This window comes from Kribbella qitaiheensis (assembly GCF_042657745.1).
Classification (GTDB): Bacteria; Actinomycetota; Actinomycetes; order Propionibacteriales; family Kribbellaceae; genus Kribbella; species Kribbella qitaiheensis.
This window is the reverse complement of sequence record NZ_JBHSKE010000031.1, coordinates 28,781-55,052: the sequence shown is the minus strand read 5'-3', so window position 1 is coordinate 55,052 and position 26,272 is coordinate 28,781. Positions and strand designations below refer to the sequence as shown.

Below are 26,272 nucleotides of genomic sequence, written 5' to 3'. Positions count from 1 at the left end.
CCGCCTCTATGCGCCTACGCCACGCCCGTCACCGGGCCCGCCGTACACCACTCTGCTGGACGCCACTGTCACGCAACCGGGTCGCTCGCACCCGATACGCTCATTAGCCCCGCCCGACCAGTCGCCTCACCCGACAAGGGCGCCCGCGTCAACCTGCTCAATTGGGCTGGGAGGAGTTCCAGCGGCCTATCCGAAGTGGCCGGACCGGGTGACCTGCTTGACAGGTTCAGTGAAGGAAGCCATCCCACTTCGGCTCATACCTCGACCCGCCCGGCAGCACCTTCTCCCCAGGCAACGCCTCCACCGCTTCAGCCAGCTCGAAGTCCACCGGCCCAGCCAGCCCCACCGGCAGATCCACCATCACGCCACCACCGCAGGTCCGCGACACCTGTCGCGCACAGCAACCCACCCGACGCCAGCCACCTGACCAGGCACAAGGCACCCCCGGCGACGTGGCCGTGCACTACCCACCCCTAGAGAATTGAACTTCACCCAGTCGCGGCGGCCGGGTTGATACCTGGTCGATGCGCCCTTCACCACGAGACCCTCCACCCCGCTGGACTTGAAGGCGTCCAGCCACTCGCGGGCCTCGTCGACCTGTGCGGTGACCGGGGATACCTGCAGCGGAGGGACCCATTGACCGGCCAGGGACTCCAGTCGCCGGCGGCGGACCGTCCATCGCAGCGGGCGGACATCGACGCTGCCAATGGCTAGGACGTCGAACGCGACGAACGACGCTGGCTGGGCCGGCGCGAGGCGCCGACGGACGGTGGCTGCGGTGTTGACCATTCGCTGCTGCAATGCGTCGAAATCGAGCCGGTCCCCGGTCCACACCACCAATTCGCCGTCCAGGACACAGTCGGTTGGGAGTTGGGTTTCAAGAGCTGCCTGGACATCTGGGAACTTCGCGGTGAAGTCCTTGCTGTTGCGAGACCACAAGCGGACCTCACCCTCGCGGCAGACCGCACCAACGCGGAACCCATCCCACTTCAATTCGTAGCGGGATCCGCCAGGCATACCGTGCTGGCCGGGCAGCCGTTCGACGGCCCGGGCCAGCTCCAGTCCAACCGGCCCGAGCAGGTCGGGTGCCAGCTTGCCCACCTTGCCAGTGTTGCCCTAGGCAAGCGCCTCGCGCCACCCAAACGCTGTCTCGAACCGCGTGTTGAGTCCGCCCGCAGTCGGGCGTGGTGGAGCCGCCTGTCGGAATCGAACCGCCAACCTTCTCATTACGAGAAGGACCGACAGCTTGTGATTGGGCCTCTACCAGCGGATTTGCGTACTGCTCTCGCCGCACCACACGCGAATTTCCTCCTCGGCGCCGAGGATTTCGCACCACGAACAGCACCACGGCCGGCCGCGGCACATAAGCTCGGCGTCGCGTGCTTGCTCACGGGGAACGTCTGCAAATGGTGGGAGCGCACCGGCGACCAGTACGACGGCGAGGTCGTCGAGGGCCCGACTTCGGTGAGCGCAACCCGCGGCATGCCTTCGAAAAGCTCGCCGCCGAACTACGCGCTGCGATCGAGGCTGGTCAGTACCCAGTTGGTTCTGAACTCCCGTACGCACGCGATCTAGCGGCGACACGTGACGTATCCGTCGGCACGGTCAGCCGGGCCATCGCCGAACTGAGAACCCGCGGACTGGTAGAGGCGATGCAATACCGACGAGCACGAGTGACAGGCCAAAGCAGGAGCGTTGGCTAGAGCCGCGACTTGGACTCTTGTGCCACCTCGCCTCGGGCGCACGTGGCCAACAGCTCAGACGGTCGGTTCGCGGCCGGGGAGTCGGACGGTGATCTCCTGTACGGTCCAGCCGTTGCCGTCCGGGTCGTTGAACGACGCGTAAGACGCGTAGCTGGTGTGGTCGGGGTCGGGTCCGGGGATGCGGGCTGCGGGGAAGAAGGGCGCTCCGGCGCCGTGGTAAACGTCGGTGACCTCGACACCGCGCTGGACGAGTTCCTCCCGAGTCGCGGCGATGTCGGTCGTCACAAGCTCCAGGTGTCGCATCGAGCCGGGCTCAGCCATCGGGATACCTCGGCCGAACACGATCGAGACGTGTCCTGCGCCGGTCGGGGTTACCTGCACGATACGGAACTCGTCGCGATCGATGTCGGTGTCAACACGCCAGCCGAGCTGGTCGCGGTAGAAGCCCAGGGACTTGTCGACGTCGGAGACAGGGATGGTGACGACTTCGAGATTGACGTTCATGGCTCGCACTCCTCATCTGGTTCGGCGGCGCGATCTGCGCCGCTGCTGTCGACGATGCCGCGATCGTCGCGTGCTTCGCGCCGGTGGAATCCCTGGTGCTCGCTCTCCACCTTGCCTCTCACCCCCATTTCGTGTGCCTGCCCATGACGTCGACAGGGCGGCTGGCCAGACGATCCGGCGGCCCGTCCGTAGTCCAGTCGAGTCCCTGGCGCGAAGGCCGCCTCGGTTGCCGGACATTGCTGGGGCGAGACCTGCAACCCAACAGCGCGACCGAATCGGAGCCGACGATGACCACCCAGCCACAACACGACGCGAACCGGCAGAACGCTGAGACATCGGCCGCCGCCTTGATTTCTGCCCCCGATACCACCGGGACCGCGACAGCGCTCACGGTCAGCGACGCTCAGCCCGCGAGCGGCGGCACGCCGCACCTGTTGGGGTTGTTCGCTATCCCACTCGGTGTGGCCGGTCTCGGGTCGACATGGACGGCAGCTCACGCCGCCCTGTCAGCCGCCCAGTGGCCCTCCGAGGCGCTGTACGGGGTGAGCCTGGTCGCGTGGGCAGTCCTGACGCTGACCTATCTTGCCGGCGGACTCCGCGCGCCCCGAACGTTCGCGGACGACCGTGAGCACGCGATCTACGGCCCGTTCGCCGCCTACATCCCCGTCATCGCCATTCTGCTCGCCGCCCATTACGAGCAACACGCTCACGTCGTCGGAAAGATCGCGGTCGCCGTGTTTGTCGCGGCCCTGGTCACCGTCGCAGCTCAACTACTGGCTCACTGGCTGTTGGGTAACGTGCCAGTCGCGACGTTCCATCCCGGCTACCTGCTCCCTACCGTGGCCGGCGCGTTCATCGCCAGCATCGGTCTCAGTGCCTGTGGGTGGCACCGAGCAGCTGTCGGCGCGTTCGGCGTCGGGGTGTTCTTCTGGCTCAGCATCGGGACCTTGATCGTCAACCGCCTCTTCACCGGCGGCCCACTTCCCGACGCCATCAAGCCGTCGCTGTCGGTCTTGGTGTCCCCACCCGCGACCGCGGGTCTGGCCTGGCTCATGATCAACCGCGCCCGGATCGACCCTGTCGGCTACTCGCTGCTGTCCATCGTGGCCATGCTGCTGCTCGTCCAGGTCCTGTTCTTCGGCGAGTACCGCCGCCTGCGCTTCACCACGAACTTCTGGGCCTTCACCTTCCCCGTCGCTGCGTCTACGACGCTGGCCGTGCGGTGGCTGAGCATCGAGCAGTTCGGCTACTGGAGTGCCTGCGCGTGGGCACTGGTCGCCATCACCACCACGGCCGTCCTCGTCCTCGCCGCAGTCACGGTCGCTGATGCACAGCGGGGTCGCCGCCGGCGAGGGGCGCTCGCGTCCTAGCCGGAGGATCCGCTCGTTGGGGCGCCAATGGCGACTGCCTTCCACAGCTCGCGTCGTGAACTGACGCCAAGCTTGGGGTAGACATGCCGCAGGTGAAACTCGACCGTGCGTGGACTCAGGAACAGCTGTGCCCCGATCTCTGCGTTCGTCAGGCCGTCCGCAGCCAGCCGCGCGATCTGGCTCTCCTGCCGGGTCAGATCGGTGCGGGTCTCCTCGACTCGTTTGCGGGCCGTTTCGCCCGTCGCGACCAGCTCGCGTCGGGTGCGCTGGGCGAAGCCCGGCATGCCAACAGTCTCGAAGAGCTCGAGTGCGGTGCGGAGATGTTCGCGGGCGTCCCGGCGGCGGCCCTCGCGGCGCAGCCACTCCCCGTAGAGCAGGTGGGCACGTGCCAGGGCGGGCCGGGTGCCGGCTCGACCGAGCCGCTCGACCGCCTCGCGGTAGTACACGTCGGCATTCTCGGCATCGCTGACCAATGCGCGGCACCGGGCCTCGAGCCCGAGCGCCCAGTCGGTCCCGCCCAGCTGTGTGCGGGCCACAAGCGGCTCCAGCGCGTCGCGCGCACGGCCCAGGTCGCCACACCGCACTGCGGCCTCCACCAGCTCGATCAGTGCGTGGGAGTAGGCGCCGACGTGGTGCACAGCCCGCCGCGCCAATTCCAGCGCCTGCTCGTATCGGCCAGCCCCGTTGAACGCCCTGGCGCGAAGCGTGAGGATCCAGAATGCGCCGTGGATTCCTTGACCTTCGTGCTCCTCGAGGCGTCGAAGGGCCTCATCGCACTCCCAGCGGACCGCATCGAGGGACGAGCCGCTGTCCAGGTTGTGGGTCCCGGTCACCTTGCTCAGCGTCTCAGCCTCCGCGAACAGGGCGTCCGCTGCCGTGAAGTCGCCGACGTAAACCTTGAGGTGGCCCCACTTGGACAGCAGCGTCTGCAGTCTCGGCAACGCCCCTACCCGGCGAGCCAGTTCGACGCCGCGCCGAATCAAAGCCTCTTCGGAGACGAGGTCCCACAGCCCACCGGCCGTTGTAACGCATGCTTCGAGTAAGGGGAAGTCTGACTCCTGCATACCCGGCGCATCTCTCAGTGCCACCATCGCCGCCCGCATCAGATCAATCCCGGCCGGAAAGCCTTCCGCGAAGATCCGCGCATATCCGCGGATCATCAGTTCCTGGGGCGTGAAATGGTCCGTCCGTGGCGGGGCGTGGGCTATAGCGACGACCGCGGCCCGGCCTTCGGGCCCGAGATTGACGCCCAAATGATTGAGGCCCAAATCGAGAACCCGCAGGTGAATCGCCTGGCCCAGGTCGCGGTCGAACGGCTCCAGCCTGTCGGCCGCGTTGAGCATCTGGAGGATCGCCGCCGTCTTGTCGCCGTCCTCGCGGACGAGCATCACCTCTGCGTGTAGGCGGTCGGTACGAGCCTGCTGGAGTTCCGACGACTCGCTGATGCCGGACGTGTCGATGGTGCGCAGGAGAGTCTCGACGGAGGCTAGCGCGCCGGCTTCGAGCAGCATCTCGGCTGCCGCCAGAGCTCGCTGCAGACGCCGGCCGGGGTCGGGGGTGAGCTGAGCGGCCCGCTCCAGGAACGAGCCGGCCGCAGCCAGCCCACCTCGTGCCCTGGCCCGCGAGGCCGTGTGCTCCAGCGCCGCCGCGATGTCCTCGTCCGGAACTGCAGTCGCCTGCGCCCGGTGCCACGCCTTCCGGTCAGCGTCCTTGTCCTCGTCGGTGACGTCGGCGAGGATCGCGTGCGCCGTACGCCGGTCATTCTCGCTCGCCGACCTATATGTCGCTGAACGCACAAGGGGGTGGCGGAACACGCACTGCTCGCGAATCTCGAACAGCCCGGCATCAACAGCCCGGTCGGCGGCGTCCGCCGGGAGGTTGGCGTGCTCGGCCGCACGCCACAGGAGCAGCGGATCGCCCAGGGAGTCAGCAGCGGCGAGGAGCAGCAGCTGTTGGGTCTGGTCGGGGAGCTGTTCGACGCGTTGTCGGAAGCTGTCCTCGATCCGGGTCGACAGCGACCCGCCCTCCGGGCGCAGAATCCCTGAGGCGACCTCGGCCCGGGTCAGGGTATGCGGCAGTTCCAGCACCGCCAGCGGGTTCCCGCGGGTCTCGGCCAGCAACCGCTCCCGTACTGGTGCATCCAACTGCCGCATCAGGACAGAGTCGAGCAGCGCCCGCGCCTCCGGAAGTGGCAGCCCGCCCAGCTGCAGCGACGGCATGTCGGCTAGCTCGTCCATTTCTGCGCGGCTGGCGATCATCAGAGCCACCGAGTCCGCGCCGAGCCGACGTGCGACGAACGCGAGTGCCTGGACGGTGGGCTGATCCAGCCACTGCGCGTCGTCCACCACGCACAGCAACGGCCGGTCCGCCGCGACCTCTGACAGCAAGCCGAGTACCGCAAGCCCCACCAGGTACCGATCCGTGGCATCCCCAGATGCCAGGCCGAACGCGGCCCTCAGCGCGTTCGCTTGCGGCTGCGGCAACACCTCGATCTGGTCGAGCATCGACCGACACAGCTGTTGCAGACCTGCATACGGCAGGTCGATCTCACCCTCGACACCCGCCGCCCGAACAACCTGGAACTCCGCAGCAGAGCCGGCCAGATGTTCCAACAGCGCCGACTTGCCGAGACCCGCCTCACCCACCAACGAGAGCGATCCACTGCCGCCCACCCGGACCGCAGCGAGTAGCTCGTCGAGCCGCGCAAGCTCCCGCTCGCGCCCGAGCAGGGCGTGGCGCCTCGAGTTGACGGGCTTCCCGGCCGTGCTGCCTCCCCAAGCCGAGCCAGATCGCAAACCGCGAACGACAACCCACAGCATCCCACCCTGACATGCGATGGTCCACGGCCGTTCCGTCCAGCGTCGAAGGCAGCGTCCGACCGACGCCGGCGGTCGTGGCGCGGTTCGGCGACGTCACGCAAAGGCGTGGCGCCGCTCGCCGTGAGCGGCGCCAACTGCTCGGGCACGGTGCCTACTGGAGCGGCCCGCGGCCCACACCCCACAGCTGAGTGTCATGCAGGGTGCGATCGGGACCTAAGAACTGAAGGTGGCGCAGGCGAATCGGCGGAAGCGTGTTGCTGGTGTCGACGTGCCGGGGGTAGCTCATCACGAATGGCCGGGAGAAGTCGGCGGTGGCGCCGCTGATGATCGGGAAGAACCCGGGCGTCGACGGGGACAGCGGTGAGCCGATGATCCACACCGTCTTGCCTGGCACGGTGCAAGGCTGCAGGCTGAGCGCCTCATTCTGGTGCGGGTCGTCGGCGACACCCACGCACAATCCCGTGCGCACACCGGCGGGCGCGTACTCCAGCTGCGATGCCTGAAAAGATCCGTAGGCATCGTTAACCGCGGCGGAGACCAACCCCATCGCGTAGTAGTCCGACACCGGGCCCGAATGCGGGTTGATGAAGTCCTCGGACGTGTCCATGCCGCTGGCCGGGGCCAGACCCGTCGGGGTGCCGACACTGGCCACCCCGCCAAACACGTGCTCGACGAAGTTGGGGTGAGCGTAGGTACCGAGCTCCTTGCTGAAGACTGACAGACAGTTCGCCCCGCACGCCGGCGTAGCCGCCGACGCAGGCAGGGCCAATGCAGCCACGCCGACGGCACCTGCGAGAGCCACCGCTGCGACGACGGTTCGCGCCACCTTCTTGATGGACATGAGTTGCTCCTTTCACCGGTCGTCCACGACCGGTGGGATTTGATGACTCTCAAACCCTGGAGGCAGACGCGCAGCGTTCGCGCCCGTCGAAACCCTGGCGTGCAATTGCTCGTCCCCGGTTGAGCGCCCCCAGCTGCTATGTCCCGTAACGGGTCGCTCGCGATCGGTGGGTAGGCCGCGGATCTCACCCCGAACGCCCTGAACCCACTCGGACCACCTGAGCCCGCGCAACCACTAGTCGTTCGACGGGCGCGACGGGCCGCTCAAACCGCGCATCGTTGACCCAGCATCCGAAGCCGGTCGGGCAGGCACCGACAGGTTTGCTGCCCCGGCGACCCGGACGCAGACACACCACCGGCGGTGCCCGCCAGGGGCATCCGCACCTAAAGGGAGTTCACGATGTCTGTCACACGCGACCCACTCGACAAGGAGGCCACGCCGAGGTACCTGGTCGGCGGCGATCCCGCCCTGAGCGACTACTACCCGGCTTGGCTGGACAACCTGGCCGACGACGTGACCGTCGAAGGCTCGATGCTGGACGGCGCCATCCAGGGCGCCGAGAACGCCCGCAGCGTCGTGGTCGGAATCCGAACGCTGTACGGGGACTCTCAGGAGTTTCACGTCGTCGGCCCCTGGGGCGACGACGGATGGATCGAGGACTACGTGGCCATGGTCGACGGCAAGCCGATCGGTTGCGTCGCCCTGATCACCCGCAACGCGCACGGACAAACCCAGCACATCGTGGGAAACTACCGGCCCCGCAGCTCACTGCTGCGCTTCTCCGAACTGCTCGCTGAAAAGTACGCCGGCACCCCACTAGAGAGGTTCTTCACCGATGAGGCAGCCGGGGCCAGCACGTCATGAGCTACGCGGGCGGGCCGCACTAGCCGTGGTGGCTGGACACACCTGGCCGACGGCGTTACCACGGACCCGTCAGCGTTCCAAGATCCGGTCCAAGGCACCAGGCCGTCCGGCCGATCGTGCTCGCCGCCCGAAACCTCTACGAGTCAACGGCCGCCTCCACCACATCGCCACCGGCGAACTCCTGCGCGAGCTCGTCCTCGACCCCATCGGCGACTACCAGCCCCGCCGGCGGCCCGCCAGGACCCGTCCGCAAAGAAGCAGGTGAACCCACAGTCCGCGGGTTCACCTGTCCGGTATGTCTTGAGACATCACACTGGATCCGACGGGCGGAATCGAACCGACGACCTTCTCATTACGAGGAGGAACTACACCGTCGCATCTGCTCTCTACCAGCGCTTTTGGCAACACGGCCGCCCCCAGCGAGCGCGAGATTCCCCATGCATATCCGTCGTTTGGTGCCACGAGTCATGCCATGCATCTCGACCACCCTAGATCGCGGTTCACGCCTGGTCGGGCCCGACCAGGCGCACCGGGCGCCGGCCTTCTGATCCGTAGAGACGGGCACCTCGAACACGACCTGTCGGTTCGCGCTCCCAAGCTCGTCGGCCAGGTGCTCATCGTCGCCTCGTGTTGCACCTCGTTGGGGTCACGCTGGGGTCATTGGAGCGACGCATTACGAGTGGGTTCTCGTGCGCCGGGCGTCGCGGCGTCTGGCTGGCGCCGAGCGTGGTTCGATGCGGCGCGAGTTGACCATTAACGGCTGGTGAGGGCCGTTCGGGGGCACGTCATGGGCATGCTCCGCGCTCATGGCCGGCGCTCCCAGCGACCCGTCAATGGGCCCGCGGACAACCTGGGCGGATACTGGCGGCATGCAACAGCCCGGGCACGAAGAGGTCGCCGCGTTCCTCGCCCAGCACTCCGGCGGCACTGCCAGCGACCTGGAGCCCCTCACCGGCGGGGCGTGGTCATCGGCATGGGCCTACCGAGCGGGCGAGGAAGAGTTGGTGATCCGCTTCGGCCGTGAGAGTTCCTGGTACGAAGCCGACCAGATGGCTATGGCCTTCAGCGGACCGGATCTGCCGGTACCGCAGGTCAGGGAGGTGGGGACCACACCGACCGGACAGGCCTACGCCATCTCGGTCCGTCATCACGGGCGGTTCCTGGAGGACACCCCGGTCGAGCGCGCCGATGCCGTCGCCCCCACCCTCACCCGGCTGCTCGTCGCGCTCTACCGGGTACCCTCACCCCCCGGTGCACTGGTGATGTGGCACCCGGCAGGCGCGCCGGCACGCAGTTGGCGAGAACTTGTCCTCGCCAGGCTGGTGGACGGGAGGGCCCCCCTGGACGGCGACCCGAAGCTCGCGGCCCTGTCCGCAGCGGTCTGCGACCGGGTGAGGACGCTGGTCGCTGCCTGCCCCGAGCGCCGCGATCTCATACACGGTGATCTCCTGCACGGCAACGTGTTGGTGAGTCCGGACTGTCGCCGGGTTCAAGCGGTGATTTCCTGGAAGTGTTCGCTACGCGGTGACTTCCTCTACGACGCCGCCTGGTGCAGTGTCTGGGGGCCCGTGTTCTACCCGGGGATCGCCGCCACCGCCCCGCTGTCCGGACTGCTCCAGGACCCAGGCCTACGAGCCGACGAGAGCGCCCTCGTCGACGCCGCCATACGCCACCACTGCTACGAGCTGCAGATCGGCCTTACCCACCTGGGGTGGAGCATATGGACCTGGGACCAGGAACATCTCACCGCCACCGCCGGGCTCCTCGCCGAAATCCTCGAGCGCGGTCCCCTGCCCTCGACCGGCGCCTGAGCAGACAACCGCCGGCAACATCGGACGTGAAGATCCGAACCAGGGTGGGGCCAACATTCGCGACGACACGATGCACCCTCAGCCCTAAGACCGGCTGAAAGCCGTGGGCCTCCGGACGGGCGTCAGTGCGGTCACGCGGCCACCACACTCCCCCGTCATCCTCGCAACCAGCCAGACTATAGGCCGCAGCTAAGCGGGTCCAGGGTCGAGCTTGCTCGATCGCGCCAGCGACGCCGTACGCGCCCTGGACGCGCGCAGCGAAGGCCGGAGACTGGCATGCGAGGAGGGCGGGGCGGTCACCTTGTCTGCGGACCGAGCCACCGACTCTGAAGATGCTTGGCTTGTCCGCCCGGCGGGCCCGAGGACGGCGCCCCAGCGCCGCCCGCAAGGACGGCAGCCGGGCGGTGCGCCGCGTCAGCTGCGCCTTGATCCATAAGAGGTCAATCCGACTGAGGGCCCAGAGTGAGCGCTGTCCTCCGTCGGGTGATGCGCGACAGTCGTCCGCCAGGTGATCTGCGACAGCCGAAAGCACGGATCGCAGGCAGATGAGTGTGTGGAACTGTTCGTAGCCGGTGGCGGCGGCGATGATCCCCGCGACAGGGGGACATGTCGAGCGCCGATCGGCGGAGATCCCGTGAGAATTTCTTCTGGCATAGCGTCGGATCCGGGACGAGTCGTTCGTTGAACAGGCGAGAGGCGGTCTGAGAGGCCGCCGGGACAAGGGAGTCATGGGATGCCGGAGTACTTGATCTCGTTCAATGACGGCGCGATGGACCACATCCCCGCCGAGGATTGGCCCGACGTGGGCAAGGCCTCGCACGAGGTGGTCCAGGAGGCCGTGAACGCCGGCGTGTGGGTGTACGGCGGCGGGCTCGAGAGGCAGAGGGCGAGCGTCGTAGCCACGGACGGGGTGGTCACCGACGGGCCTTACCCGGAGACCAAGGAGGTCATTGGCGGGTTCTCGGTCGTCGACGTGGCCACACGCGAGGAGGCGCTGGCGTGGGCTGCCAAGATCGCCGCCGCTTGCCGGTGCGCGCAAGAGGTGCGGGAGCTCATGCCCGACCCCGAAACAGACGCGATGCTCCGCCAGGCTGACAGGCGGGGGTGACATCCCGACGACGTCTGATCGAGGGAGACTTGCGACGTTCAAGCAAGACTTGCGTGGCCGCGGTTGACGACGCGGCTCTGCGCATCGACCTCAACCAGGGCGCGAGGCGGTGACCACGGGGATCGGGCTGGGGCGAAGCCCGGTCCCCGGGCCTGGTGGGATCACCACACCCTCTGAGCGCCCAGTGGAATGACAGCGGTCCATCACTGCGAGTGTGCCCGCTCATCGGCCAGATCCGTGCGTTGCTGCGACAGGTGGACAGACTTCTCGCCTGTTGCACATCAGTTGGCGGAGATGTGTCGCGGATCTGTTGGCGGATCACAGTCAGCCAGTCAGTCAGCCAGTCAGCTGTCCTCCGTCGGGTGATGTGCGACGGTCGTCCGCCAGGTGATCTGCGACAGTGCGAAGGCGCGGATCGCGGCTACTTGTTGACGTTGCTGTCAGCAGCTCTCCTGAACCATGAGCACGATCATCCTGCGGGAGCGGGCGGATCGGCAGGGGCATCGGGGGCCGGCCTGCCGGTCAGCGACTCTGGGTGTGTGGCGGCGGCCTGCCGGGCAGCGGGCGGATCGGCAGGGGCATCGGGGGCCGGCCTGCCGGTCAGCGACTCTGGGTGTGTGGCGGCGGCCTGCCGGGCAGCGGGCGGATCGGCAGGGGCATCGGGGGCCCGCTTGCCGGTCAGCGACTCTGGGTGTGTGGCGGCGGCCTGCCGGGGAGCGGAGCGGCGCCCGAACAGGTGCAGCCTGCTCCAGAGACTGTCGTCTGGGTTGAGCTGGCGGTCGCCGTGGGGCGTGCCGTTCCCCAGCGCGCTCGCCGTGTAGGCGCGGGCGGTCTCACGCTCGTCGATGAGGTCGTCGCGAGCCTGGCTGGCAGCGGCGGTCTCGCGGCGGGACTGCTTGAGCCCGCGGCGCGCCGCGCTGCCGCGGCGGGAGGTGCGGCGCGCGCCGGCCAGCAGCAGGGTCAACCCGAACAAGGCGACCGCCCCGACCACGATGCCGTAAAGGAACAGGGTGCCGGTGGAGCCGGTCACGTGGTAGCCGAACACCGCGAACCCGTCATCGGTGAGCGTATGCGCGCCGCCACCGTTGCCGAGAACACCGGCCACGCCGACGATCACCGCGGCGAGCAAGATGATGAGCCCCAGGATGACGATCATGACGCACTCCGAACGTCTACGTTGTAGACCTACAGTGAACGCCGTTGCTTAGAGTGATGTCAACCTCGTAGATCTACATGCGTAACAATTGGATGACCGCTGGGCCTCGAACACATGAGAGAAGGTGCCGCTGCGATGACCCCACCGCCGGCCGACCGCGCCGTCGATGACGCCGCCGCCAACGGAGGTGGCAAGATCACCCGGAATGTGGTGCTGGCCACCGCGCTGGAGATCATCGACCGTGACGGGGCGGACGGGTTGTCCATGCGCCGCCTCGCCCGCGCCCTAGGCCGGGACCCGATGATCCTTTACCGGCACGCACCGAACAAGGCGGCCCTGCTCGACGGCGTCGCTGAGACCGTGCTCGCCCAGCTCAAGGTGGACTCCACCGACCGCGACTGGGCCGCCCAGCTGCGCACCGTCGCCCGCGACTACCGCCGCCTGGCACTGGCCCACCCACACGTGGTGCCGCTGCTGGTCACCCGGCTCCTGGCCACCCCGCTTGCGCTCCGCCCGCAAGGCACCCTGCGCCCACTCGAAGACATCCTCACACTGCTCACCCGCGCCGGATTCAGCGGACCCGACGCCCTGCACATCTACCAGGCCCTGTTCGGGTTCCTGAAGGGCCACGTGCTCAACGAGTTACAGCAACTCGTCGAAAACCCCGACGAGACCGACGACCTGCTGCGGCTGGGACTGCACCGGCTACCGATCGGCGAATTCCCCCTACTACGCAGCCTCGCCCCAGTCCTGGCCTCCCACGACGGCGCCATCGAACTCGAACGCGGCCTCGACATCCTCCTCATTGGGCTGACAACCACCCTGATACCCCAGACCGGGTAACTCGCCCCGCAGCCCGTGACCCAGCTCGACCAAAATGACCTCCATCAGGGGCCGCCGAGGCTCAGGGGTCATGGGCGGCCGGAGGCCGCCGCACAGCGATCGCGAAGCGAGCCCGTGAGGCCTGAGGGATCGCCCGCGGCTTCCCGCGCTGACCCGTATGCCCGGATCACAAGGCGGCGTCGATGGCTGGAACGTCGCGTCGACTGTCGGCCTTGGTTAAGCGCGTTAGGCCGAAGAGCATGCGTCGGGAAGCTACCCGATCCAACAGTTCGCCGACGTTGTTTCCGACGGGCCCTTTGAGCGCTGGTGGATCGGCCTGACCGAGGTGTCGGGAAAGAGTCGTATTCGACAGGACGACCGCGCTCGGCTCGCTGGTGGTTATGTGGGTCGGTTCCGAAACCGTTTAATGATGAGATCCGACACCACGTGGTGGGTGGTGGCAGGCTCTGTGGGGTCCGCTGCGTTGGGCCTGCGTGAGGATCTGACCGCGCCACCGAAGCAGCGGCAATGGCCCGACGAGTGCTCGACCGGCTGCTGGACGAGCACGCGCCGGGTGCGCCGGCGACCGGTGGTCTCACCGATCACCACTATGGCCTCGGTGTCCGACGACTACTCAGATGGGGTCCGGCGCGCATCGGACATTGGCGTAAGCCAGCTGTCAGCATCCACGACGAGGAATCGACGGCCGGTTATGACGTCGGGCACGATGTGTATAAACCGGTTCTTTGTTCCGCCCTCCCATGGGAAGAGTGACAGCACGAAGGTGTCGAGCAGTTCCTCGGTCTGCTCGATCGCGCGAGCGCGGCCTTTGAGCACGACGCTCCATGCTCGTGACGTCTCCGCGGAGTAGCCGTCGACTTCCATGGCCACCGGTGTGTCGGTCAACGCGCCGGCGAGCTTCGTGCCCTCCCGCGAGCGGAAGACGATGCTGGCATGATCGACGACGTAGTTGAGTGGGAAGATGTCGGGGTGGTCGTCCACCCAGACGGCGAGTCGTGCGACGGTGCCGGTTCGCAGGAGGGACCAGCAGTCACTGACACTCAAGTCTTCCACTGTGGGTGCTGGCTCGGCCGGGTGACTGGCGGGCCGCTCAGATCTGGAGGCGTGTGCGGGCTCGGCCGCGGGCTGCTTGACGGCGGTGAGCAGGATGACCGACACGGTGTCGGCCTGGAGACTGTGCCGGGTCGGCGGCACGTTGATCACGTCGCCACGGGCGCCTCGCCATTCGTGGTCTGCCGCGATCAGCCGAACCTGGCCCTCCAGCACCAGCACGGTGGCCTCGCCTGGATTCTCGTGCTCGGATAATGAGGCACCGGCGTCTAACGCGATCACAGTCTGGGTCAACGGGGTATCCGGACCACCGCGCACCAGCTGTGCGGCCCGACCGCTGTGAGCGGCACGTGCCTTGGTGATCAGGTCACGGGCCCACGCCTCGATATTGATGATCTCGGTATGTGCCATAACCGTCACCTCTCCTTACCAGCCGCGGCGTGGCCCGCGGCTGCCTAACTGATCGTCGTCTCAGCTGCGGTAGACGATGTAGGGGCGGGTCAGGTAGCCGAGTGGGGCGCTGAAGACGTGCACCAGGCGGGTGAAGGGCCACAGCGCTGCTGCGAGGACCGGGTCGTCCAGCCGAACTTGTCGTAGCGGTAGCGCCAGAGGTGCCCGACGACGAAGCCCGTCAGGCCGACATACGGCACGACGACCCACAAGAAGGTGTCCATGGTCAGCCGGCTTCCTTTGAACGTCGGCATCGGCAACAGGGGTCACGCTCTCCACCATTGCGGATGCTTCTCATGTTGCCAATGGGCCCAAGGTCATGCATGTGCCCGGAGCAGCCTGAGCCGCAACGCCTCGGCGCCACGCTCCTGGTAGGCCCGGTACTCCCGAAGCTGGCCCGAACCGACAAGTAGTGGGTTGCTGGGTCAGCGGTCGACGGTGATTAGGGCGACGGCGGCGTCGAGGTCGTCCTCGGCGGGCAGGGTGCAGATCCGGGTCGAGTCCAGGGAGGCGTGGCCACCTCGTCCGCCGACGATGCGACCCTGGAGGCGTTCGGCGTCGACCTCGACATCACCGTGGCGGGCGCCTTCTTTGCCGGCGCCGCAAACACGGCCGCGCTGATTCTCGGCCTCTGGCTGCTCAAGAAGGGCGTGCGCCGCGGCTACCGCCGCCGCAGGGAGGTCCAAGAGCTACGCCACCAGGCCGACGCCACGCCGACCCCAGCCGCCGAACCCGCCGGCCGGGACATCCCTGCTGACGATCCCGTTTCCGATCAGGCTGACGCCCCACCGGACCCGGCGACGCAGCGGCCCGCCAACCCCTAGGAACGATCCCGCGCTGTTGCCTCGCCGCCTGGGGGCCGGGGCAACGGCCGTTCCTGCGCAGGTCGGGCCAACTCGACTCCATCGGGTGGCGACCTGGCCGAAAAGCGGCAGCTAGTGGTGGCTCATGTGTCGCTTGGTCGCCTTGCCGTCCTGCCAACGTGGTAGCAGCAACAGCGCGTCCGGCCGCCCGCGATCGGACGGGCCCGCGTCGTCGGCACGGCTGCGCAGGTACCGCCGCCCCCCGTCGTGGTCGACCTGGATCCGGGGCCCGCGATCACCGTCGGCCCTGCGGACGAAAGCGCGGGCGTCACCGCGGTCCAGCCATCCGATGAAGTCGCCGACCGACGATTCCTCCGGCCCGGTCACCTGCGTCCCACCGCACGGCGGCGATGTTCTTAAGACTGACACCTCCGTCTACCCGGACCGCGATCACGTAAAGCGTCGTGTAGCTCGCCAAACTGGCCATCAGCCCAAGCCTCCCGTCTGCATATTGGTCCTCGAACAGCAGGATGGGGAAGGCCCCGCCCGGGCCAAATGTGTCCGCGGGCGGATCGCAGGTTCAGACTGTGGGTGGGGCGGTAGGACTCGGTGACGGGCTCCATGATGATCGTCGTTACTTGCTGTGCCCGAGAGACTGCGACACAGCCGCGTCCAGGGGATCGTCGATCACTGCGGCGGCGACCGCACTGAGCTTGCGTCCGTTGTGGCGCGCGTAGGCGCGCAGCATGGCGAAGGCCGCGTCCACGCCGATTCCGGCTCGCTCGGCCAGCACTCCTTTGGCCTGTTCGATGAGGATGCGGCTGTTCAGCGCCGCCTGGAGTTGTTCGGCGACGATCTCGCCGTGGCGGACGGTGCGTTCTTGCAGTAGACCGATGGTGGCGACGTCCGACAAGGCTTGGCCCACCGCGAGGTCGTCGTCGCTGAGGCTGGTCTGGTTCCGGCAGAACAGATTCATGGCCCCGATGACCTGACCGCGCAGCCGCAGCGGCAGGGCGTGCACGGAGCGGAAACCGGCCGCTGTGGTCGCTGCCTGGAACCGCGGCCAGCGGGTCTCGACCTCGGCCAGGTCGATGTTCACCACCGGCTGCCCTGTGACGTAACAGTCTAGACAGGGTCCCTCGGAGTTCTGCAGCTCGAACAGCTCCAGCACTCGGGCCTGGTCGGTGGTGGAGGCCAGCACCTGCAGCTGGTCCTGCGGGTCGGCCAGGATCAGACCGGCCGCGTCGGCCTGGAGGAGCTCGACGCTGCGTTCGGTCAGCGTGTGCAGGAAGTCGATGACGTCGAAGTCGGCGACGAGGGTGTCGGCGAGCTCGACGAACACGCCGGCCAGTCGCTGTTCCCTGCTCATGGCATTCTCTTTCCTGATGTATTCGTGTCCCGTGACCGGGTGCTCCCTATTCATGATGATCGTCTTCGGGCGCGAAGCGTAGCCGCCGGGCGACCACGTCCTTGGCCACGTCGATCAGTGGGCGTTCACTGCTGTAGGCGGAGGCCTGGAGCAGCAGCAGCGCCTCGGCCAGACCGACCGCAGCCTGCACCGTGATCATCCCGGTCGCCTGATGAATCTCACGGCGGCTCTCGACGGCCTCCGCCAGCCGCGGGTGCAGCGGCTGGCCCAGTGTGGTCTTGTCCTGGAGGTGCAGCAAGATCGTGGTGGCCGCCTCGGCGAAGGCCAGCGCCTCGGCCAACTGGCGCCGGTCCAGCGGACCGGTCGTGTCGCGGTACAGGTCGAGCATTCCCAGCCGGATCGCCCCGACCTGCAGTGGGAACGCGAACACGGCAGCGATACCCGCCTCGAGGGCGGCGGCGGTGAAGCCCGGCCACCGCGACGTCCCCGTGACGGCCAGGTCGGACTGCAGCACCGGCCGCCCGTCCCGGGACGCATCCACACACGGCCCCTCACCCAGGGCCTGCTGGAGGTCTTCCATCACCGCAGCCGCCCCGTCCGTGGCCGTGATGGTGCCGCCGTGGCCGGTCGCGGTCATCAATGCCAGCCCCACTCCACTGACCGGTACCGCCACAGCACAGGCAAGGCACAGCCGCTCCGGGAGCCCGCCTCCCTCGCCGGCCATGACGTCGGTCATGACGTCGGCCAGGATCTGCCGAACCCGCAACGATGACACCTGACCACACCGCCTCCCACTCCACATCGCTCACCAAGGCCAACTCACCGATCAGCTGATCACCAGAGATCTATTGGCGCTACCGGCTGGTGATCTGGTGGAAAGCCGGCGGGTGGTGACCAGCTCGTCGGCGACGATGTGGAGCTTGACGTTGTTGTCTTGTGAATAGCGACGGAGCACCGCGAACGCTTGGTCGGCGTCGATCGCGAAGCGTTCCATCAATAGTCCCTGAGCCTGGCCGATGAGCGTGCGGGCCTCCACCGCCTGCGCCAGCGCCGACGCCTCCCGGACGGTCGCGACCGCGACCGCGGCGTGCCGGGCCAACAGACGCGCGGTGGCCTCATCGGCGGCGGTGAACTGGTCCGGGCGGATCCGATAGAGGTTGAGCGCGCCCAGAGTCGACCGGGTCGTGCACAGCCGGACGGTGAGCACACTGCGCAGACCCAGCTCGGCCATTCCCTGACTCCACCGCGGCCACCGCCGGTCGACAACGCTGTCGCAGACCAAGACGCTGTCGTGCTCGCTGCTCACCGGGACACAGGGCCCCTCGCCGTACTCCAACTGCAGTCGGTCAGCCTGCTCCACCCGCCGGTCCGTGGCACCGGCCGTCTGCAGATCCTTCCCCTGCTGAACCAGGACCACTCCGGCGCAATCGCACCCGGTGGCGAGCAGTGCGCACGCCAGCACCCGGTCCACCGTCTCGGCCATGCTCACCGCGGCGTGCAGCTCCATCGCCAACTTCGCGAAACCGGCAGCGACCACCACACCTGTCGCGAGCGAACTTGAGCTGGGGCGGTAACTGCCAACCGTAAGGGGCTGAGGATCCGCTGCGCGTGTGACAGACATAGTCCCGCCTCCCTGCGATAACACTCCAGTGGAGCGCCGCCGGGTCTAGGGCAGCCGAACACGCCGCTCCGAATTTCAGCGGTGTGTGATACCTCGAACGATACCGCCAATCCGCACCCACAGCGCCACTGAAGTCCCGACCCGTACAGCAGGTCGAACGCCCAGCTGCGCTGCGTCCCCAGGCCGAGCCCCACGGACGGACTACCTCGCTGTCCAGGCCGCGATCATCGGGTTGGTGAGTGCGTCAGTCCTGCCCGGGGAAACGCCGCAGGAGGCGGGCCGACCATCGGTCCAGCCCCGCGCCGTCCGCTTCCCGTAGAGGAAGGTCTGGCCGCCCGCCGGGCGTCAGGGCGTCGCGAACCCGGTCCTTCCTTCACCCGGCGGCGATCTTCCGCGTTCGGCGCAGCTCGGCTCCGACATCACGGAGGTGGCGGATCACCGCGCCGTATGACGCGAACGCCGAGGCCTCTACGTAGGGCACCTGATGCGACGCGCAGAAGCGGCGTACCACGGGTTGCGCCACCCGGAGATTGGGCCGCGGCATGCTCGGGAACAGGTGGTGCTCGATCTGGTAGTTGAGGCCGCCCAACGCAAAGTCGACAAATGGCCCACCCCGGACGTTGCGGGAGGTGAGCACCTGCCGCAGCAACGGGTCGGCGGCCTGCTCGGCGGTCAGGATCGGCATCCCCTTGTGGTTGGGGGCGAACGAGCAGCCGAGATAGACACCCAGCAGCCCCTGGTGGATAACGAGAAACACGCTCGCCTGCAGCCAGGTCATGGTGGTGACCAGCAAGACGGCATAGCTGCCGAAATGGGCGCCGAGCAGGGCGAGCTCGATAGCTCTGTTCCGGATGCCCGGCTTCAGCAGGGCGCGGACGCTGGAGACCTGCAGGTTCAGTGCCTCGAGCGACAGGAGGGGAAAGAACAGCCAGGCCTGGTGACGCGTCAGCCAGGCGGCCGCGCCCTTCCTCTCGGCTGCCTGTGCCGCGTCGAACACCAGGATGCCGGGGAGGACGTCCGGATCGGCCTCGAGGTCGTTCGGATGGGCGTGGTGCGCGTTGTGCTTGTCGATCCACCAGCCGTAGCTGAGTCCGGTCAGCAGGTTGGCGTTCAGCAGGCCGAGCAGCATGGTCGGAACGCGCTTGCGGGCTATCTGGTGGTGACCGGCGTCGTGGCCGAAGAAGCCGATCTGCGCCGACACGATCGCCAGCGCAACCGCCAGCAGCATCAGCCACCACGAGTCGCGCAGCAGCACCATCGCGGTGACGACACCGCCGAGGGCCATCAGATTGGCGATCAGCAGGACGGTGTAGAACCCCGGCCGTCGACGCTGCAGGCCCAGGCGGCGGATCTCCCGGGCCAGCTCCGCGTAACCGCTGGTAGCCGGGGTGGTGGCATTGGTACTTCGCACGCTGATGGACATCCCTGGACTCCGATGTGGTCGCGTCCTCGCCACCGGGTCCAGGGCAGCTGCTGCTCTCAGGATACGCCCGAGTGGACCACGCAGAAGCTGTCCATATCAGTTCATCCGCGTGGATTCGTGACCAAGGCGGTTGTGCGGGCAAAGCGTGCAACCCGCCCAGCCAACGATCAGAAACACCGCAATCGCGTGGGCCGATCGAGCCCTGACCGCGGATCCGCGCCACGGCTGGGCCCTGCGATCCCGGATCGACTTTCTGCGCTACGCGCGGCGGTTCGACGAGGCGGAGGCGGCGATCGGACAAGCCGTCGCCCTACGGCCCGGCGACCCCGACCTCCTGACCACAGCGGCCTGGGTCTTCAGCGACCAGGACCTAGAGGACGACGCAATCGCGTGGCGGATCGAGCCCTGGCCGCGACGCCGCGCCACAGCTGGACCCTGCGATCGCAGATCGCCTTCCTGGGCAACGCCCGGCGGATCGACGAGGCGGCGGCGGCGATCGAGCAAGCCGTCGCCTTGCTGCCGGACGACCCCGACCTCCTCACCACGGCGTCACCGCCAGGGGTCCCAGCAGCAGCCCGATCGAGCACCCGACTGCCATCACCCCTCGCCTCGTCGTCCTATCCGTCCCTCCCAAGCCTCGATGATTCCTTGCATCCTCGACCTGGAAGCACGCCTTGTCCATGACCCCGGACCTCAGGGCCGCGATGCTGAGCGGACGCCGAGTGTCCGCCGGCTCACCCGCTGTTCACCATCGACGGACCGGCCGTCCGATCGTTGGAGCCACTCCTGCGCCGTTAGGCAATCCCCACCTTTTCAAGGACTTCAGGCCTATTGTGGGCAGCGTCGTCCTGGCAAGAATGGGCGGCAGGGGAAGAACGAAGGTCATCGTCCAGAGGGGGCCCGGATGACCAAGATCTTGGTGATCGACGACGAACCCGACCTGGTGAGGTTCGTCCGGCGGGCTCTGGAGACAGAGAGCTACCAGGTACTCACGTCGACGAACGGGCTCGATGGGATCCGTCTCGCGCTGACCGAGCACCCCGATCTGGTCGTGCTCGACCTGATCATGCCGGGCGTACACGGCGAAGCGGTGCTGTCCGCGTTGATGGCACAGGAACCGAGCCTCCGGGTGCTCATCCTGTCGGCGACCGGCGATGTCCAGTTGCGGATCGCCTGCCTCGAGCAGGGCGCGACCGACTTCCTGGCCAAGCCGTTCGCCCTCCGGGAACTGATCGCCCGCGTGCGCAACCGGCTGCAGGACAATGCCGGGTCGAGGCGGCGGGACACCCTGCAGGTCGGCGACGTCGTGCTGAATCTGCAAGCGCGGCACCTGCTCGTCAACGGCAAGACGACGGCGTTGTCCCACCGGGAGTTTCTGTTGCTGCTGCACCTGATGCGCAACCCGGACGCGGTCTGCTCGCGGCAGGAGCTGCTCTCCGAGGTCTGGGGCTACGACTTCGACCCGGCGACCAACGTGGTCGACGTCTGTATCGGCCGGTTGCGCGCCAAGGTGCGACCGGACCTCATCGTGACGGTGCGCAATGTCGGCTATCAGCTCCAGAGCGCCTGAGCCACTGACGGCTCCGGCGGTCTCGGTGCCGCGGCCCCGGACCGGACTGGTGGTCGATGTCGGCCTGGCCGTCCTCGTGGTGGCGATGATGGGCCTGATGGTGGCGCTGCCTGGCCATGAGGCCGCGCCGTTCCACCTCATGTTCGTGGCCGTCGCACTGGCCTACGGCTACCGGGTCTGGCCCGTCGTGCCTACCTTGGCGGTCGTGGCGGCGATCACCGTGCCGAGCGGATGGCTGATGTGGGCCCATGCCTCGGAGGGTGCACTCGCGCACGCCGAGCTGGCCGAGATTCCGTTGGTGCCGATTTTGGTCCTCGTGATGGTCTGGCACGCTCAGCGCCGGGCGACCGCACTGCGCCAGGTGGAGGACATGGCGTCGCGCCAGCTGGCCGGCCTGGACCGGGAACGCGAGTTCTTCCGTGACGCCTCACATGCAATCCGGACCCCGGTGACGATCGCCCGCGGCCATCTCGAACTGGCGGCGGCAACCGAGATTCCGGACGGCGTGGAACAGGATCTGACCGTCGCACTGGAGCAGCTGGATCGGATGTCGGCCCTGTCGAACCGGCTGCTCGCACTGGCGCGGCTCGACTCCGGCGTGGCACTACGACTGCAGCCGACCGACGTCGCCGAGCTCGTGGAGGGACTGGGCACCAACTGGTCCGCCAGCGCCGACCGGAAGTGGCGGATCAGGAACGAGCCGACCGGTCTTGTCGCAGTGGATCCCGAGTGGCTCACGCTGGCCATCGACGCCCTGGTCGAGAATGCGGTGCGTTTCACCACCGACGGCGACACGATCAACCTGCGCTGCCAGCTACTCGACAGCACCTGCATCGTCTCCGTGACAGACTCCGGCCCCGGAATCGCGACCGAGGACCTGCCCAAGCTCTTCGACCGCTTCTGGCACCGGATGCCGCCGAACGGACCGATGGGCAGTGGCCTGGGGCTGTCGATGGCACGCGCGACGGCGACTGCGCACGGCGGTACGCTCGCGGTCCGCAACCACCCCCTCGGCGGCGCGGTGTTCGAGCTCACCCTCCCCCGGCCACGTCGTCAGGACCGTCTGACCACTCGATGACAGGGCCGTCATCTTCCTTGCTCTGACGCCGTGCGATGGCGCAGCCTTGTCTGAACTGCGTACGTCGACGCGCCGGGCCGAAACCCCACAGTTCGTCTCAGCGTCGTGCCTGTCGCCCACGTCGGCATCCCCCCTCGCCGCGTCGGCCGCAACCACGCTCGGCCGACGTACGCAGTGGCAGGCTCCGGTCCGGATCTCGTCCAGTGGACGCAGGCGGCTACGTCGTTTGCGCGATGCAACGATCCTGTCCCGTTCCTATCGTGAGTACATGAGACTGATCAGGAGTCTGGGGTTGTGCGCCACGGCGCTGCTGCCGGCCGGCCTGCTGGCGATCCCCTCCCTCGCCCAAGCCGCGACAACGACGCTGTACGTCGACCGGACGGTGGCCTGCTCCGACTCCGGCCCGGGCACCGAGACAACGCCGTACTGCACGATCGGCAAGGGCGTCAGCCAGCTCGCCGCGGGCTTCACCCTCTACATCGGCGACGGCAGCTACGCCGAGACGATCAAGCCCACCGTCTCGGGGACCGCGGACGCGCAGATCACGATCACCGAGTGGCCCGGACGGCATCCCACGATCGTCGGCTCCACCTACTACGGCGCCAACCTGACCAGCCGCAGCTATCTCACCATCGCCGGGCTGACCTTCACCGGAACCGTTGCCGATGGCATCTATGTGTCGAAGGGCGACCACCTGACCGTCACCGGCAACACGGTCAGCGGGGCCGGCCGCCCCGCCAAGAGCCAGACGGCGCCCGGCATCAGCATCCGCGGCGCGACGTCGTCGACGGTGAGCGGCAACTACGTGCACCACAACAACGGCACGGGCATCGTGCTCAACTCCGGGGCGACCGGAATCACGGTCTCTGCCAACACCGCGAGCTTCAACGCCGACGGGTTCCAGCGCAACGCGAACGGCATCAACGTGATCAGTCCGGGCAATGCCGTACTTCGCAATGTCACCCACGACAACGAGGACTCCGGGATCCAGTTCTACACCGGGGGCAATGACAACCTGGCGGCGCTCAACGTCACCTACAACAACGGCGACCACGGCATCGACAACCTCAACGTCACCGGCGGACGCATGATCGGCAACACCGTCTACCGCAACTGCACCACCGGGATCAATGTCGAGGGCACCTCAGGCAGCTACCAGGTGATCAACAACATCGCCGCCGACAACGCTGTTCACCCGGCCTACAACGGGATCGCCTGCAATCGGCGGGCGGGCAACATCGGCATCTGGGATTCCGCCCCGGCCAGCACCGTCGTCGACCACAACCTGGTCTGGCTGACCACGGCCGGCAAGATGTACGCATTCGGGTCGACCTACACCTCGCTGGCCGCGATGCAGGCCGCGACCCATCAGGAGGCGCACGGAGTTCAGGCCGATCCAGGCTTCGTCGAGGCCGACAGCTGGAATCTGCGGCTGCTGGCCGGCTCGGCCGCGATCGACCGTGGCGACTCCGGCGTCAGTGGCGCACAGGCGACTGACATCGAGGGCAACTCGCGCTATGACGATCCCGCGACGCCGAACACCTTCGCCGAGGGGCCACGCCCGTATGACGACCTCGGCGGGTACGAGTACCTCCCCTGATCGATCGTCACGATCCGTGAAATTCTTACTCCGTAGCGGCGTGGACGGTAGATGACGGAAAAATGACCGCATCATGACGGCTGGGCGAAAGTCGCTTGTTTCAGGCGGGGAAACGCATCTACTGGAGCCCTGAGACCGAGACGTGTGTCCTTGGGGGGCTCATCGAGGCGGCAGTGGCGGCATCACCGTCGGTAGCCGAGGTCGGCGGGCTTGGGCAGCACGGAACCGCGGGGGCGGTTCGCTCGGTGGCGACTCTGAGGGGGGTCCCAGGTGAGTGCTGTCGGTACGTCGGAGCCATTCGTCGGAGAGGGGTCCGCGGACACCGGTCCGGATCAGCTGATGAGGCTGTGTCATGACCTGCGACAGTATGTCGCCGCAGGTCTCCTGCTGTCCGAGCCCAGGCCAGGGCAGGAAGCCGGGCTGACGCGGTTGACCTTGATCCACCAGCAGTTCACCGCGATCGCCGAGATGCTCGCCGCGGAGTTCGACCGCAGCCAGGACGCCGGCGCGGTCAATCTGACCCGGCTTGTGTCCGAGTGCGCCGACGTCGTGCGCCTCACCCATCGGGGCCGGATCACCATCGCGCGATCGAGCCAGGTACTCGTCCACGGCGAACAGGCACTGCTGCGGCGCGCGGTCGGCAACATGCTCGACAACGCCTGCCGTGCGGCCGGACCCGATGGCATCGTGACAGCCAGAGTCGACGTCGACGCCGAGGTCGCCACGGTCGAGGTCGTCGATGACGGCGCCGGCTTCGGCGGGATCACAGCGGGCACGGGTCGTGGCCTCCAGGTGGTCGCCGCCGCTGTCCGCGCCTGCCAGGGCCGGGTGGAGATCTCCAGCGGCCCAGGGGTCGGCACCACGGTCCGGCTCTGCCTGCCTGCTCCCCGGCGGATGGTGAGGCCGGCATGAGGCTCGCCGTTTGCGACGAGCAATGGTTGTTCGTTTCCGTCCTGGCCGCAGCTCTTACCCAGCACGGCCACCAGACAGTGCTGACTACCGATGAACCGTCTGTACTCCTGGACCAAGCGGCCGACATCCGGCCCGAGGTCTGCGTCCTGGACATCACGACCGGCTCCCCATCCGCTGTGGAGGTGGCAGAGCACCTGGCTGAACTCGAACCCAGGCCGGCCGTCGTGCTGCTGACCGACTCGTGCCAGGAAGGTGTCTGGGAAGCCCACGAACGAGGTTTCCTTCAAGGCGTCGTCAACAAGTCCTGTGCCTTCCCGGTGCTGATGGCGACGATCGACCGGGTTGCCGCCGGCGAACGGGTGTCCGAGGGCTGGCAGCAGGCCGAGCGACGAGTGCACCGGGGTGTGGTCGACGCGTTGACGAGCCGGGAGCTCGAGGTACTCCGGCTCGTCGTACAAGGACATTCGACCCAGCTGATGGCTGATCAGCTCGGCGTCAGCCGCCACACGATCCGCACCCATGTACAGCAGGTGCTGCGGAAGCTCGGCGTCCATGGCCGGGGCAAGGTCGCGCGTGCCGCCGCAGCCGCGGGACTGGTCGACGTGGCGACTCTGTCGAGCACCGAAGGTACACAGGGATAATGGCCCGCGACTCGGGAGCGGTCATTCTGCTCGTCGACGATCATCGGGTGTTCGCGGACGTGCTGGCCGACGCACTGCTGACAGACGGCGGGATCAGCCGGGTCAACCACGCCGCGACGCTGGAGACGGCGCGCGCACTGCTGGCCACGGATCCACCCGATCTCGTGCTCCTGGACCTGGTCCTGGCTGACGAATCCGGTTTCGAACTGCTGGGCGAGCTTGCCCATCGGGAGGACGCCCCGGCCGCGCTGGTGTTGTCGGGAAGCAGCGAGCCGCGCCTGATCGTGAAGGCACTCGAGTGCGGCGCGAGGGGTTGGCTGTCGAAGACCACCCAACTGGAGACGCTCCTGGCGGCCGTCTGGCAAGTTCTCGACGGTCAGATGTACCTCGCGCCCCCGACACTACGACCGGTGCTGACGCACCTGCTGGCCGAGCTGCGCGGACGCGACGAGGCGGCCGGCTTCGTCGCCGAGCTGACCCCGCGCGAGCTCGAAGTCCTGCGCTGCCTGGTGTCCGGGATGACCAGGGCCGAGGTGGCACAGCATCTGTTCGTGTCGATGAACACCGTCCGCACCCACGTGCAGAGTCTGCTCCGCCGATCGGACCAGCACTCGGCCCTGGCGCTGGTCGCCTTCGCCCGGTCACACGGCGTGAGAGGCATCGACGAAATCGACGATCTTTGAGCTGCCGGCGGGCCCGGATCGTCCTATTGACGTAGGCGTTCTCACCTCCTCGT

Annotated in this window: 26 protein-coding genes and 2 pseudogenes; 14 read left to right on the top strand and 14 right to left on the bottom strand. The window is 67.6% G+C overall.

Features of this window, described 5'->3' with window-relative positions:
• Positions 1-226 precede the first annotated feature (226 nt).
• Positions 227-361 (bottom strand): hypothetical protein, encoded by a 135-nt coding sequence (locus ACFPJ1_RS22140; RefSeq protein WP_380106578.1) that lies wholly within the window; start codon positions 359-361, stop codon positions 227-229.
• The gene (locus ACFPJ1_RS22135; protein WP_380106576.1) at positions 361-1,101 is read right to left on the bottom strand and encodes an ATP-dependent DNA ligase; all 741 of its coding nucleotides are present in this window, start codon (positions 1,099-1,101) and stop codon (positions 361-363) included. The genes ACFPJ1_RS22140 and ACFPJ1_RS22135 overlap by 1 nt, the downstream gene beginning before the upstream one ends.
• Before the next feature lie 305 nt (positions 1,102-1,406).
• Here ACFPJ1_RS22135 and ACFPJ1_RS22130 point away from each other — a divergent pair, with 305 nt between their 5' ends.
• Complete coding sequence (locus tag ACFPJ1_RS22130) at positions 1,407-1,703, top strand: winged helix-turn-helix domain-containing protein (protein WP_380106573.1); 297 nt, start codon at positions 1,407-1,409, stop codon at positions 1,701-1,703.
• A 54-nt stretch (positions 1,704-1,757) separates the two neighbouring features.
• On the opposite strand, the gene ACFPJ1_RS22125 is transcribed toward ACFPJ1_RS22130, so the two are convergent.
• Positions 1,758-2,207, bottom strand: coding sequence for a VOC family protein (locus ACFPJ1_RS22125; protein ID WP_380106571.1), 450 nt, complete (start codon positions 2,205-2,207; stop codon positions 1,758-1,760).
• A 287-nt stretch (positions 2,208-2,494) separates the two neighbouring features.
• On the opposite strand from ACFPJ1_RS22125, the gene ACFPJ1_RS22120 reads away from it, so the two are divergent.
• A complete protein-coding gene (locus ACFPJ1_RS22120; protein ID WP_380106569.1) occupies positions 2,495-3,577 on the top strand; it encodes an SLAC1 family transporter in 1,083 nt (360 codons plus the stop codon).
• Here ACFPJ1_RS22120 and ACFPJ1_RS22115 read toward each other — a convergent pair.
• Positions 3,574-6,372, bottom strand: a complete 2,799-nt coding sequence (locus tag ACFPJ1_RS22115; RefSeq protein WP_380106567.1) for an AAA family ATPase — start codon at positions 6,370-6,372, stop codon at positions 3,574-3,576. The genes ACFPJ1_RS22120 and ACFPJ1_RS22115 overlap by 4 nt on opposite strands.
• 175 nt (positions 6,373-6,547) lie before the next feature.
• Positions 6,548-7,237: a hypothetical protein gene (locus tag ACFPJ1_RS22110; protein ID WP_380106565.1), complete on the bottom strand. Its 690-nt coding sequence runs from the start codon at positions 7,235-7,237 to the stop codon at positions 6,548-6,550.
• A gap of 399 nt (positions 7,238-7,636) precedes the next feature.
• On the opposite strand from ACFPJ1_RS22110, the gene ACFPJ1_RS22105 reads away from it, so the two are divergent.
• From ACFPJ1_RS22105 to ACFPJ1_RS22095, 3 genes are all read left to right on the top strand, one after another.
• Positions 7,637-8,101, top strand: coding sequence for a hypothetical protein (locus tag ACFPJ1_RS22105; protein WP_380106563.1), 465 nt, complete (start codon positions 7,637-7,639; stop codon positions 8,099-8,101).
• Between the two features lie 869 nt (positions 8,102-8,970).
• Positions 8,971-9,912, top strand: coding sequence for a phosphotransferase (locus tag ACFPJ1_RS22100; protein ID WP_380106561.1), 942 nt, complete (start codon positions 8,971-8,973; stop codon positions 9,910-9,912).
• Positions 9,913-10,645: 733 nt separating this feature from the next.
• Positions 10,646-11,020 (top strand): YciI family protein, encoded by a 375-nt coding sequence (locus ACFPJ1_RS22095; RefSeq protein WP_380106559.1) that lies wholly within the window; start codon positions 10,646-10,648, stop codon positions 11,018-11,020.
• Positions 11,021-11,489: 469 nt separating this feature from the next.
• Here ACFPJ1_RS22095 and ACFPJ1_RS22090 read toward each other — a convergent pair whose 3' ends face one another.
• Positions 11,490-12,176 (bottom strand): hypothetical protein, encoded by a 687-nt coding sequence (locus tag ACFPJ1_RS22090; protein WP_380106558.1) that lies wholly within the window; start codon positions 12,174-12,176, stop codon positions 11,490-11,492.
• Positions 12,177-12,311: 135 nt separating this feature from the next.
• On the opposite strand from ACFPJ1_RS22090, the gene ACFPJ1_RS22085 reads away from it, so the two are divergent.
• The gene (locus tag ACFPJ1_RS22085) at positions 12,312-13,019 is read left to right on the top strand and encodes a TetR/AcrR family transcriptional regulator C-terminal domain-containing protein (RefSeq protein ID WP_380106557.1); all 708 of its coding nucleotides are present in this window, start codon (positions 12,312-12,314) and stop codon (positions 13,017-13,019) included.
• A 609-nt stretch (positions 13,020-13,628) separates the two neighbouring features.
• Here ACFPJ1_RS22085 and ACFPJ1_RS22080 read toward each other — a convergent pair.
• The 3 genes and pseudogenes from ACFPJ1_RS22080 to ACFPJ1_RS22070 all read right to left on the bottom strand — a co-directional run.
• Complete coding sequence (locus ACFPJ1_RS22080; RefSeq protein WP_380106556.1) at positions 13,629-14,480, bottom strand: pyridoxamine 5'-phosphate oxidase family protein; 852 nt, start codon at positions 14,478-14,480, stop codon at positions 13,629-13,631.
• Between the two features lie 60 nt (positions 14,481-14,540).
• Positions 14,541-14,627 (bottom strand): annotated as a pseudogene (locus ACFPJ1_RS22075) (respiratory nitrate reductase subunit gamma); the annotation flags it as partial.
• A gap of 54 nt (positions 14,628-14,681) precedes the next feature.
• Positions 14,682-14,743: pseudogene (locus tag ACFPJ1_RS22070) on the bottom strand (hypothetical protein); the annotation flags it as partial.
• 288 nt (positions 14,744-15,031) lie between these two features.
• Between ACFPJ1_RS22070 and ACFPJ1_RS22065 the strand changes: the two are divergent.
• Complete coding sequence (locus tag ACFPJ1_RS22065) at positions 15,032-15,343, top strand: hypothetical protein (RefSeq protein WP_380106555.1); 312 nt, start codon at positions 15,032-15,034, stop codon at positions 15,341-15,343.
• A 111-nt stretch (positions 15,344-15,454) separates the two neighbouring features.
• Here ACFPJ1_RS22065 and ACFPJ1_RS22060 read toward each other — a convergent pair whose 3' ends face one another.
• The 5 genes from ACFPJ1_RS22060 to ACFPJ1_RS22040 all read right to left on the bottom strand — a co-directional run bounded on the left by ACFPJ1_RS22060 (position 15,455) and on the right by ACFPJ1_RS22040 (position 19,723).
• Complete coding sequence (locus tag ACFPJ1_RS22060) at positions 15,455-15,709, bottom strand: hypothetical protein (protein WP_380106554.1); 255 nt, start codon at positions 15,707-15,709, stop codon at positions 15,455-15,457.
• Between the two features lie 247 nt (positions 15,710-15,956).
• On the bottom strand, positions 15,957-16,691 hold the full coding sequence (locus ACFPJ1_RS22055; RefSeq protein ID WP_380106553.1) for a GAF and ANTAR domain-containing protein: 735 nt from the start codon (positions 16,689-16,691) through the stop codon (positions 15,957-15,959).
• A 46-nt stretch (positions 16,692-16,737) separates the two neighbouring features.
• Complete coding sequence (locus tag ACFPJ1_RS22050) at positions 16,738-17,466, bottom strand: GAF domain-containing protein (RefSeq protein WP_380106552.1); 729 nt, start codon at positions 17,464-17,466, stop codon at positions 16,738-16,740.
• A gap of 51 nt (positions 17,467-17,517) precedes the next feature.
• Positions 17,518-18,228 (bottom strand): GAF and ANTAR domain-containing protein, encoded by a 711-nt coding sequence (locus ACFPJ1_RS22045; RefSeq protein ID WP_380106551.1) that lies wholly within the window; start codon positions 18,226-18,228, stop codon positions 17,518-17,520.
• 457 nt (positions 18,229-18,685) lie between these two features.
• On the bottom strand, positions 18,686-19,723 hold the full coding sequence (locus ACFPJ1_RS22040; RefSeq protein WP_380106550.1) for a fatty acid desaturase family protein: 1,038 nt from the start codon (positions 19,721-19,723) through the stop codon (positions 18,686-18,688).
• A gap of 402 nt (positions 19,724-20,125) precedes the next feature.
• On the opposite strand from ACFPJ1_RS22040, the gene ACFPJ1_RS22035 reads away from it, so the two are divergent.
• The 7 genes from ACFPJ1_RS22035 to ACFPJ1_RS22005 all read left to right on the top strand — a co-directional run bounded on the left by ACFPJ1_RS22035 (position 20,126) and on the right by ACFPJ1_RS22005 (position 26,219).
• A complete protein-coding gene (locus ACFPJ1_RS22035) occupies positions 20,126-20,419 on the top strand; it encodes a hypothetical protein (protein ID WP_380106549.1) in 294 nt (97 codons plus the stop codon).
• Between the two features lie 220 nt (positions 20,420-20,639).
• A complete protein-coding gene (locus ACFPJ1_RS22030; RefSeq protein WP_380106548.1) occupies positions 20,640-21,305 on the top strand; it encodes a response regulator transcription factor in 666 nt (221 codons plus the stop codon).
• Positions 21,277-22,383, top strand: a complete 1,107-nt coding sequence (locus ACFPJ1_RS22025; protein ID WP_380106547.1) for a sensor histidine kinase — start codon at positions 21,277-21,279, stop codon at positions 22,381-22,383. The genes ACFPJ1_RS22030 and ACFPJ1_RS22025 overlap by 29 nt, the downstream gene beginning before the upstream one ends.
• A gap of 268 nt (positions 22,384-22,651) precedes the next feature.
• Complete coding sequence (locus ACFPJ1_RS22020) at positions 22,652-23,983, top strand: right-handed parallel beta-helix repeat-containing protein (protein ID WP_380106546.1); 1,332 nt, start codon at positions 22,652-22,654, stop codon at positions 23,981-23,983.
• Positions 23,984-24,322: 339 nt separating this feature from the next.
• Positions 24,323-24,895 (top strand): sensor histidine kinase, encoded by a 573-nt coding sequence (locus ACFPJ1_RS22015; RefSeq protein ID WP_380106544.1) that lies wholly within the window; start codon positions 24,323-24,325, stop codon positions 24,893-24,895.
• Entirely contained in the window at positions 24,892-25,536 is a 645-nt protein-coding gene (locus tag ACFPJ1_RS22010; protein ID WP_380106543.1) for a LuxR family transcriptional regulator, read from the top strand. Before ACFPJ1_RS22015 ends, ACFPJ1_RS22010 begins: the two co-directional genes overlap by 4 nt.
• A complete protein-coding gene (locus ACFPJ1_RS22005; RefSeq protein ID WP_380106542.1) occupies positions 25,536-26,219 on the top strand; it encodes a response regulator in 684 nt (227 codons plus the stop codon). Before ACFPJ1_RS22010 ends, ACFPJ1_RS22005 begins: the two co-directional genes overlap by 1 nt.
• Positions 26,220-26,272: the final 53 nt, after the last annotated feature.

What these genes read in the sequence shown, in the direction of transcription:
- ACFPJ1_RS22095 (WP_380106559.1), top strand. Translation starts at nt 10,646, where the DNA reads ATGCCGGAGTACTTGATCTCGTTCAATGACGGCGCGATGGACCACATC.
- ACFPJ1_RS22090 (WP_380106558.1), bottom strand. Translation starts at nt 12,176, where the DNA reads ATGATCGTCATCCTGGGGCTCATCATCTTGCTCGCCGCGGTGATCGTC.
- ACFPJ1_RS22085 (WP_380106557.1), top strand. Translation starts at nt 12,312, where the DNA reads ATGACCCCACCGCCGGCCGACCGCGCCGTCGATGACGCCGCCGCCAAC.
- ACFPJ1_RS22055 (WP_380106553.1), bottom strand. Translation starts at nt 16,691, where the DNA reads ATGAGCAGGGAACAGCGACTGGCCGGCGTGTTCGTCGAGCTCGCCGAC.
- ACFPJ1_RS22120 (WP_380106569.1), top strand. Translation starts at nt 2,495, where the DNA reads ATGACCACCCAGCCACAACACGACGCGAACCGGCAGAACGCTGAGACA.
- ACFPJ1_RS22130 (WP_380106573.1), top strand. Translation starts at nt 1,407, where the DNA reads ATGGTGGGAGCGCACCGGCGACCAGTACGACGGCGAGGTCGTCGAGGG.
- ACFPJ1_RS22010 (WP_380106543.1), top strand. Translation starts at nt 24,892, where the DNA reads ATGAGGCTCGCCGTTTGCGACGAGCAATGGTTGTTCGTTTCCGTCCTG.
- ACFPJ1_RS22015 (WP_380106544.1), top strand. Translation starts at nt 24,323, where the DNA reads ATGAGGCTGTGTCATGACCTGCGACAGTATGTCGCCGCAGGTCTCCTG.
- ACFPJ1_RS22020 (WP_380106546.1), top strand. Translation starts at nt 22,652, where the DNA reads ATGAGACTGATCAGGAGTCTGGGGTTGTGCGCCACGGCGCTGCTGCCG.
- ACFPJ1_RS22025 (WP_380106547.1), top strand. Translation starts at nt 21,277, where the DNA reads ATGTCGGCTATCAGCTCCAGAGCGCCTGAGCCACTGACGGCTCCGGCG.
- ACFPJ1_RS22005 (WP_380106542.1), top strand. Translation starts at nt 25,536, where the DNA reads ATGGCCCGCGACTCGGGAGCGGTCATTCTGCTCGTCGACGATCATCGG.
- ACFPJ1_RS22125 (WP_380106571.1), bottom strand. Translation starts at nt 2,207, where the DNA reads ATGAACGTCAATCTCGAAGTCGTCACCATCCCTGTCTCCGACGTCGAC.
- ACFPJ1_RS22110 (WP_380106565.1), bottom strand. Translation starts at nt 7,237, where the DNA reads ATGTCCATCAAGAAGGTGGCGCGAACCGTCGTCGCAGCGGTGGCTCTC.
- ACFPJ1_RS22140 (WP_380106578.1), bottom strand. Translation starts at nt 361, where the DNA reads ATGGTGGATCTGCCGGTGGGGCTGGCTGGGCCGGTGGACTTCGAGCTG.
- ACFPJ1_RS22100 (WP_380106561.1), top strand. Translation starts at nt 8,971, where the DNA reads ATGCAACAGCCCGGGCACGAAGAGGTCGCCGCGTTCCTCGCCCAGCAC.
- ACFPJ1_RS22080 (WP_380106556.1), bottom strand. Translation starts at nt 14,480, where the DNA reads ATGGCACATACCGAGATCATCAATATCGAGGCGTGGGCCCGTGACCTG.
- ACFPJ1_RS22105 (WP_380106563.1), top strand. Translation starts at nt 7,637, where the DNA reads ATGTCTGTCACACGCGACCCACTCGACAAGGAGGCCACGCCGAGGTAC.
- ACFPJ1_RS22030 (WP_380106548.1), top strand. Translation starts at nt 20,640, where the DNA reads ATGACCAAGATCTTGGTGATCGACGACGAACCCGACCTGGTGAGGTTC.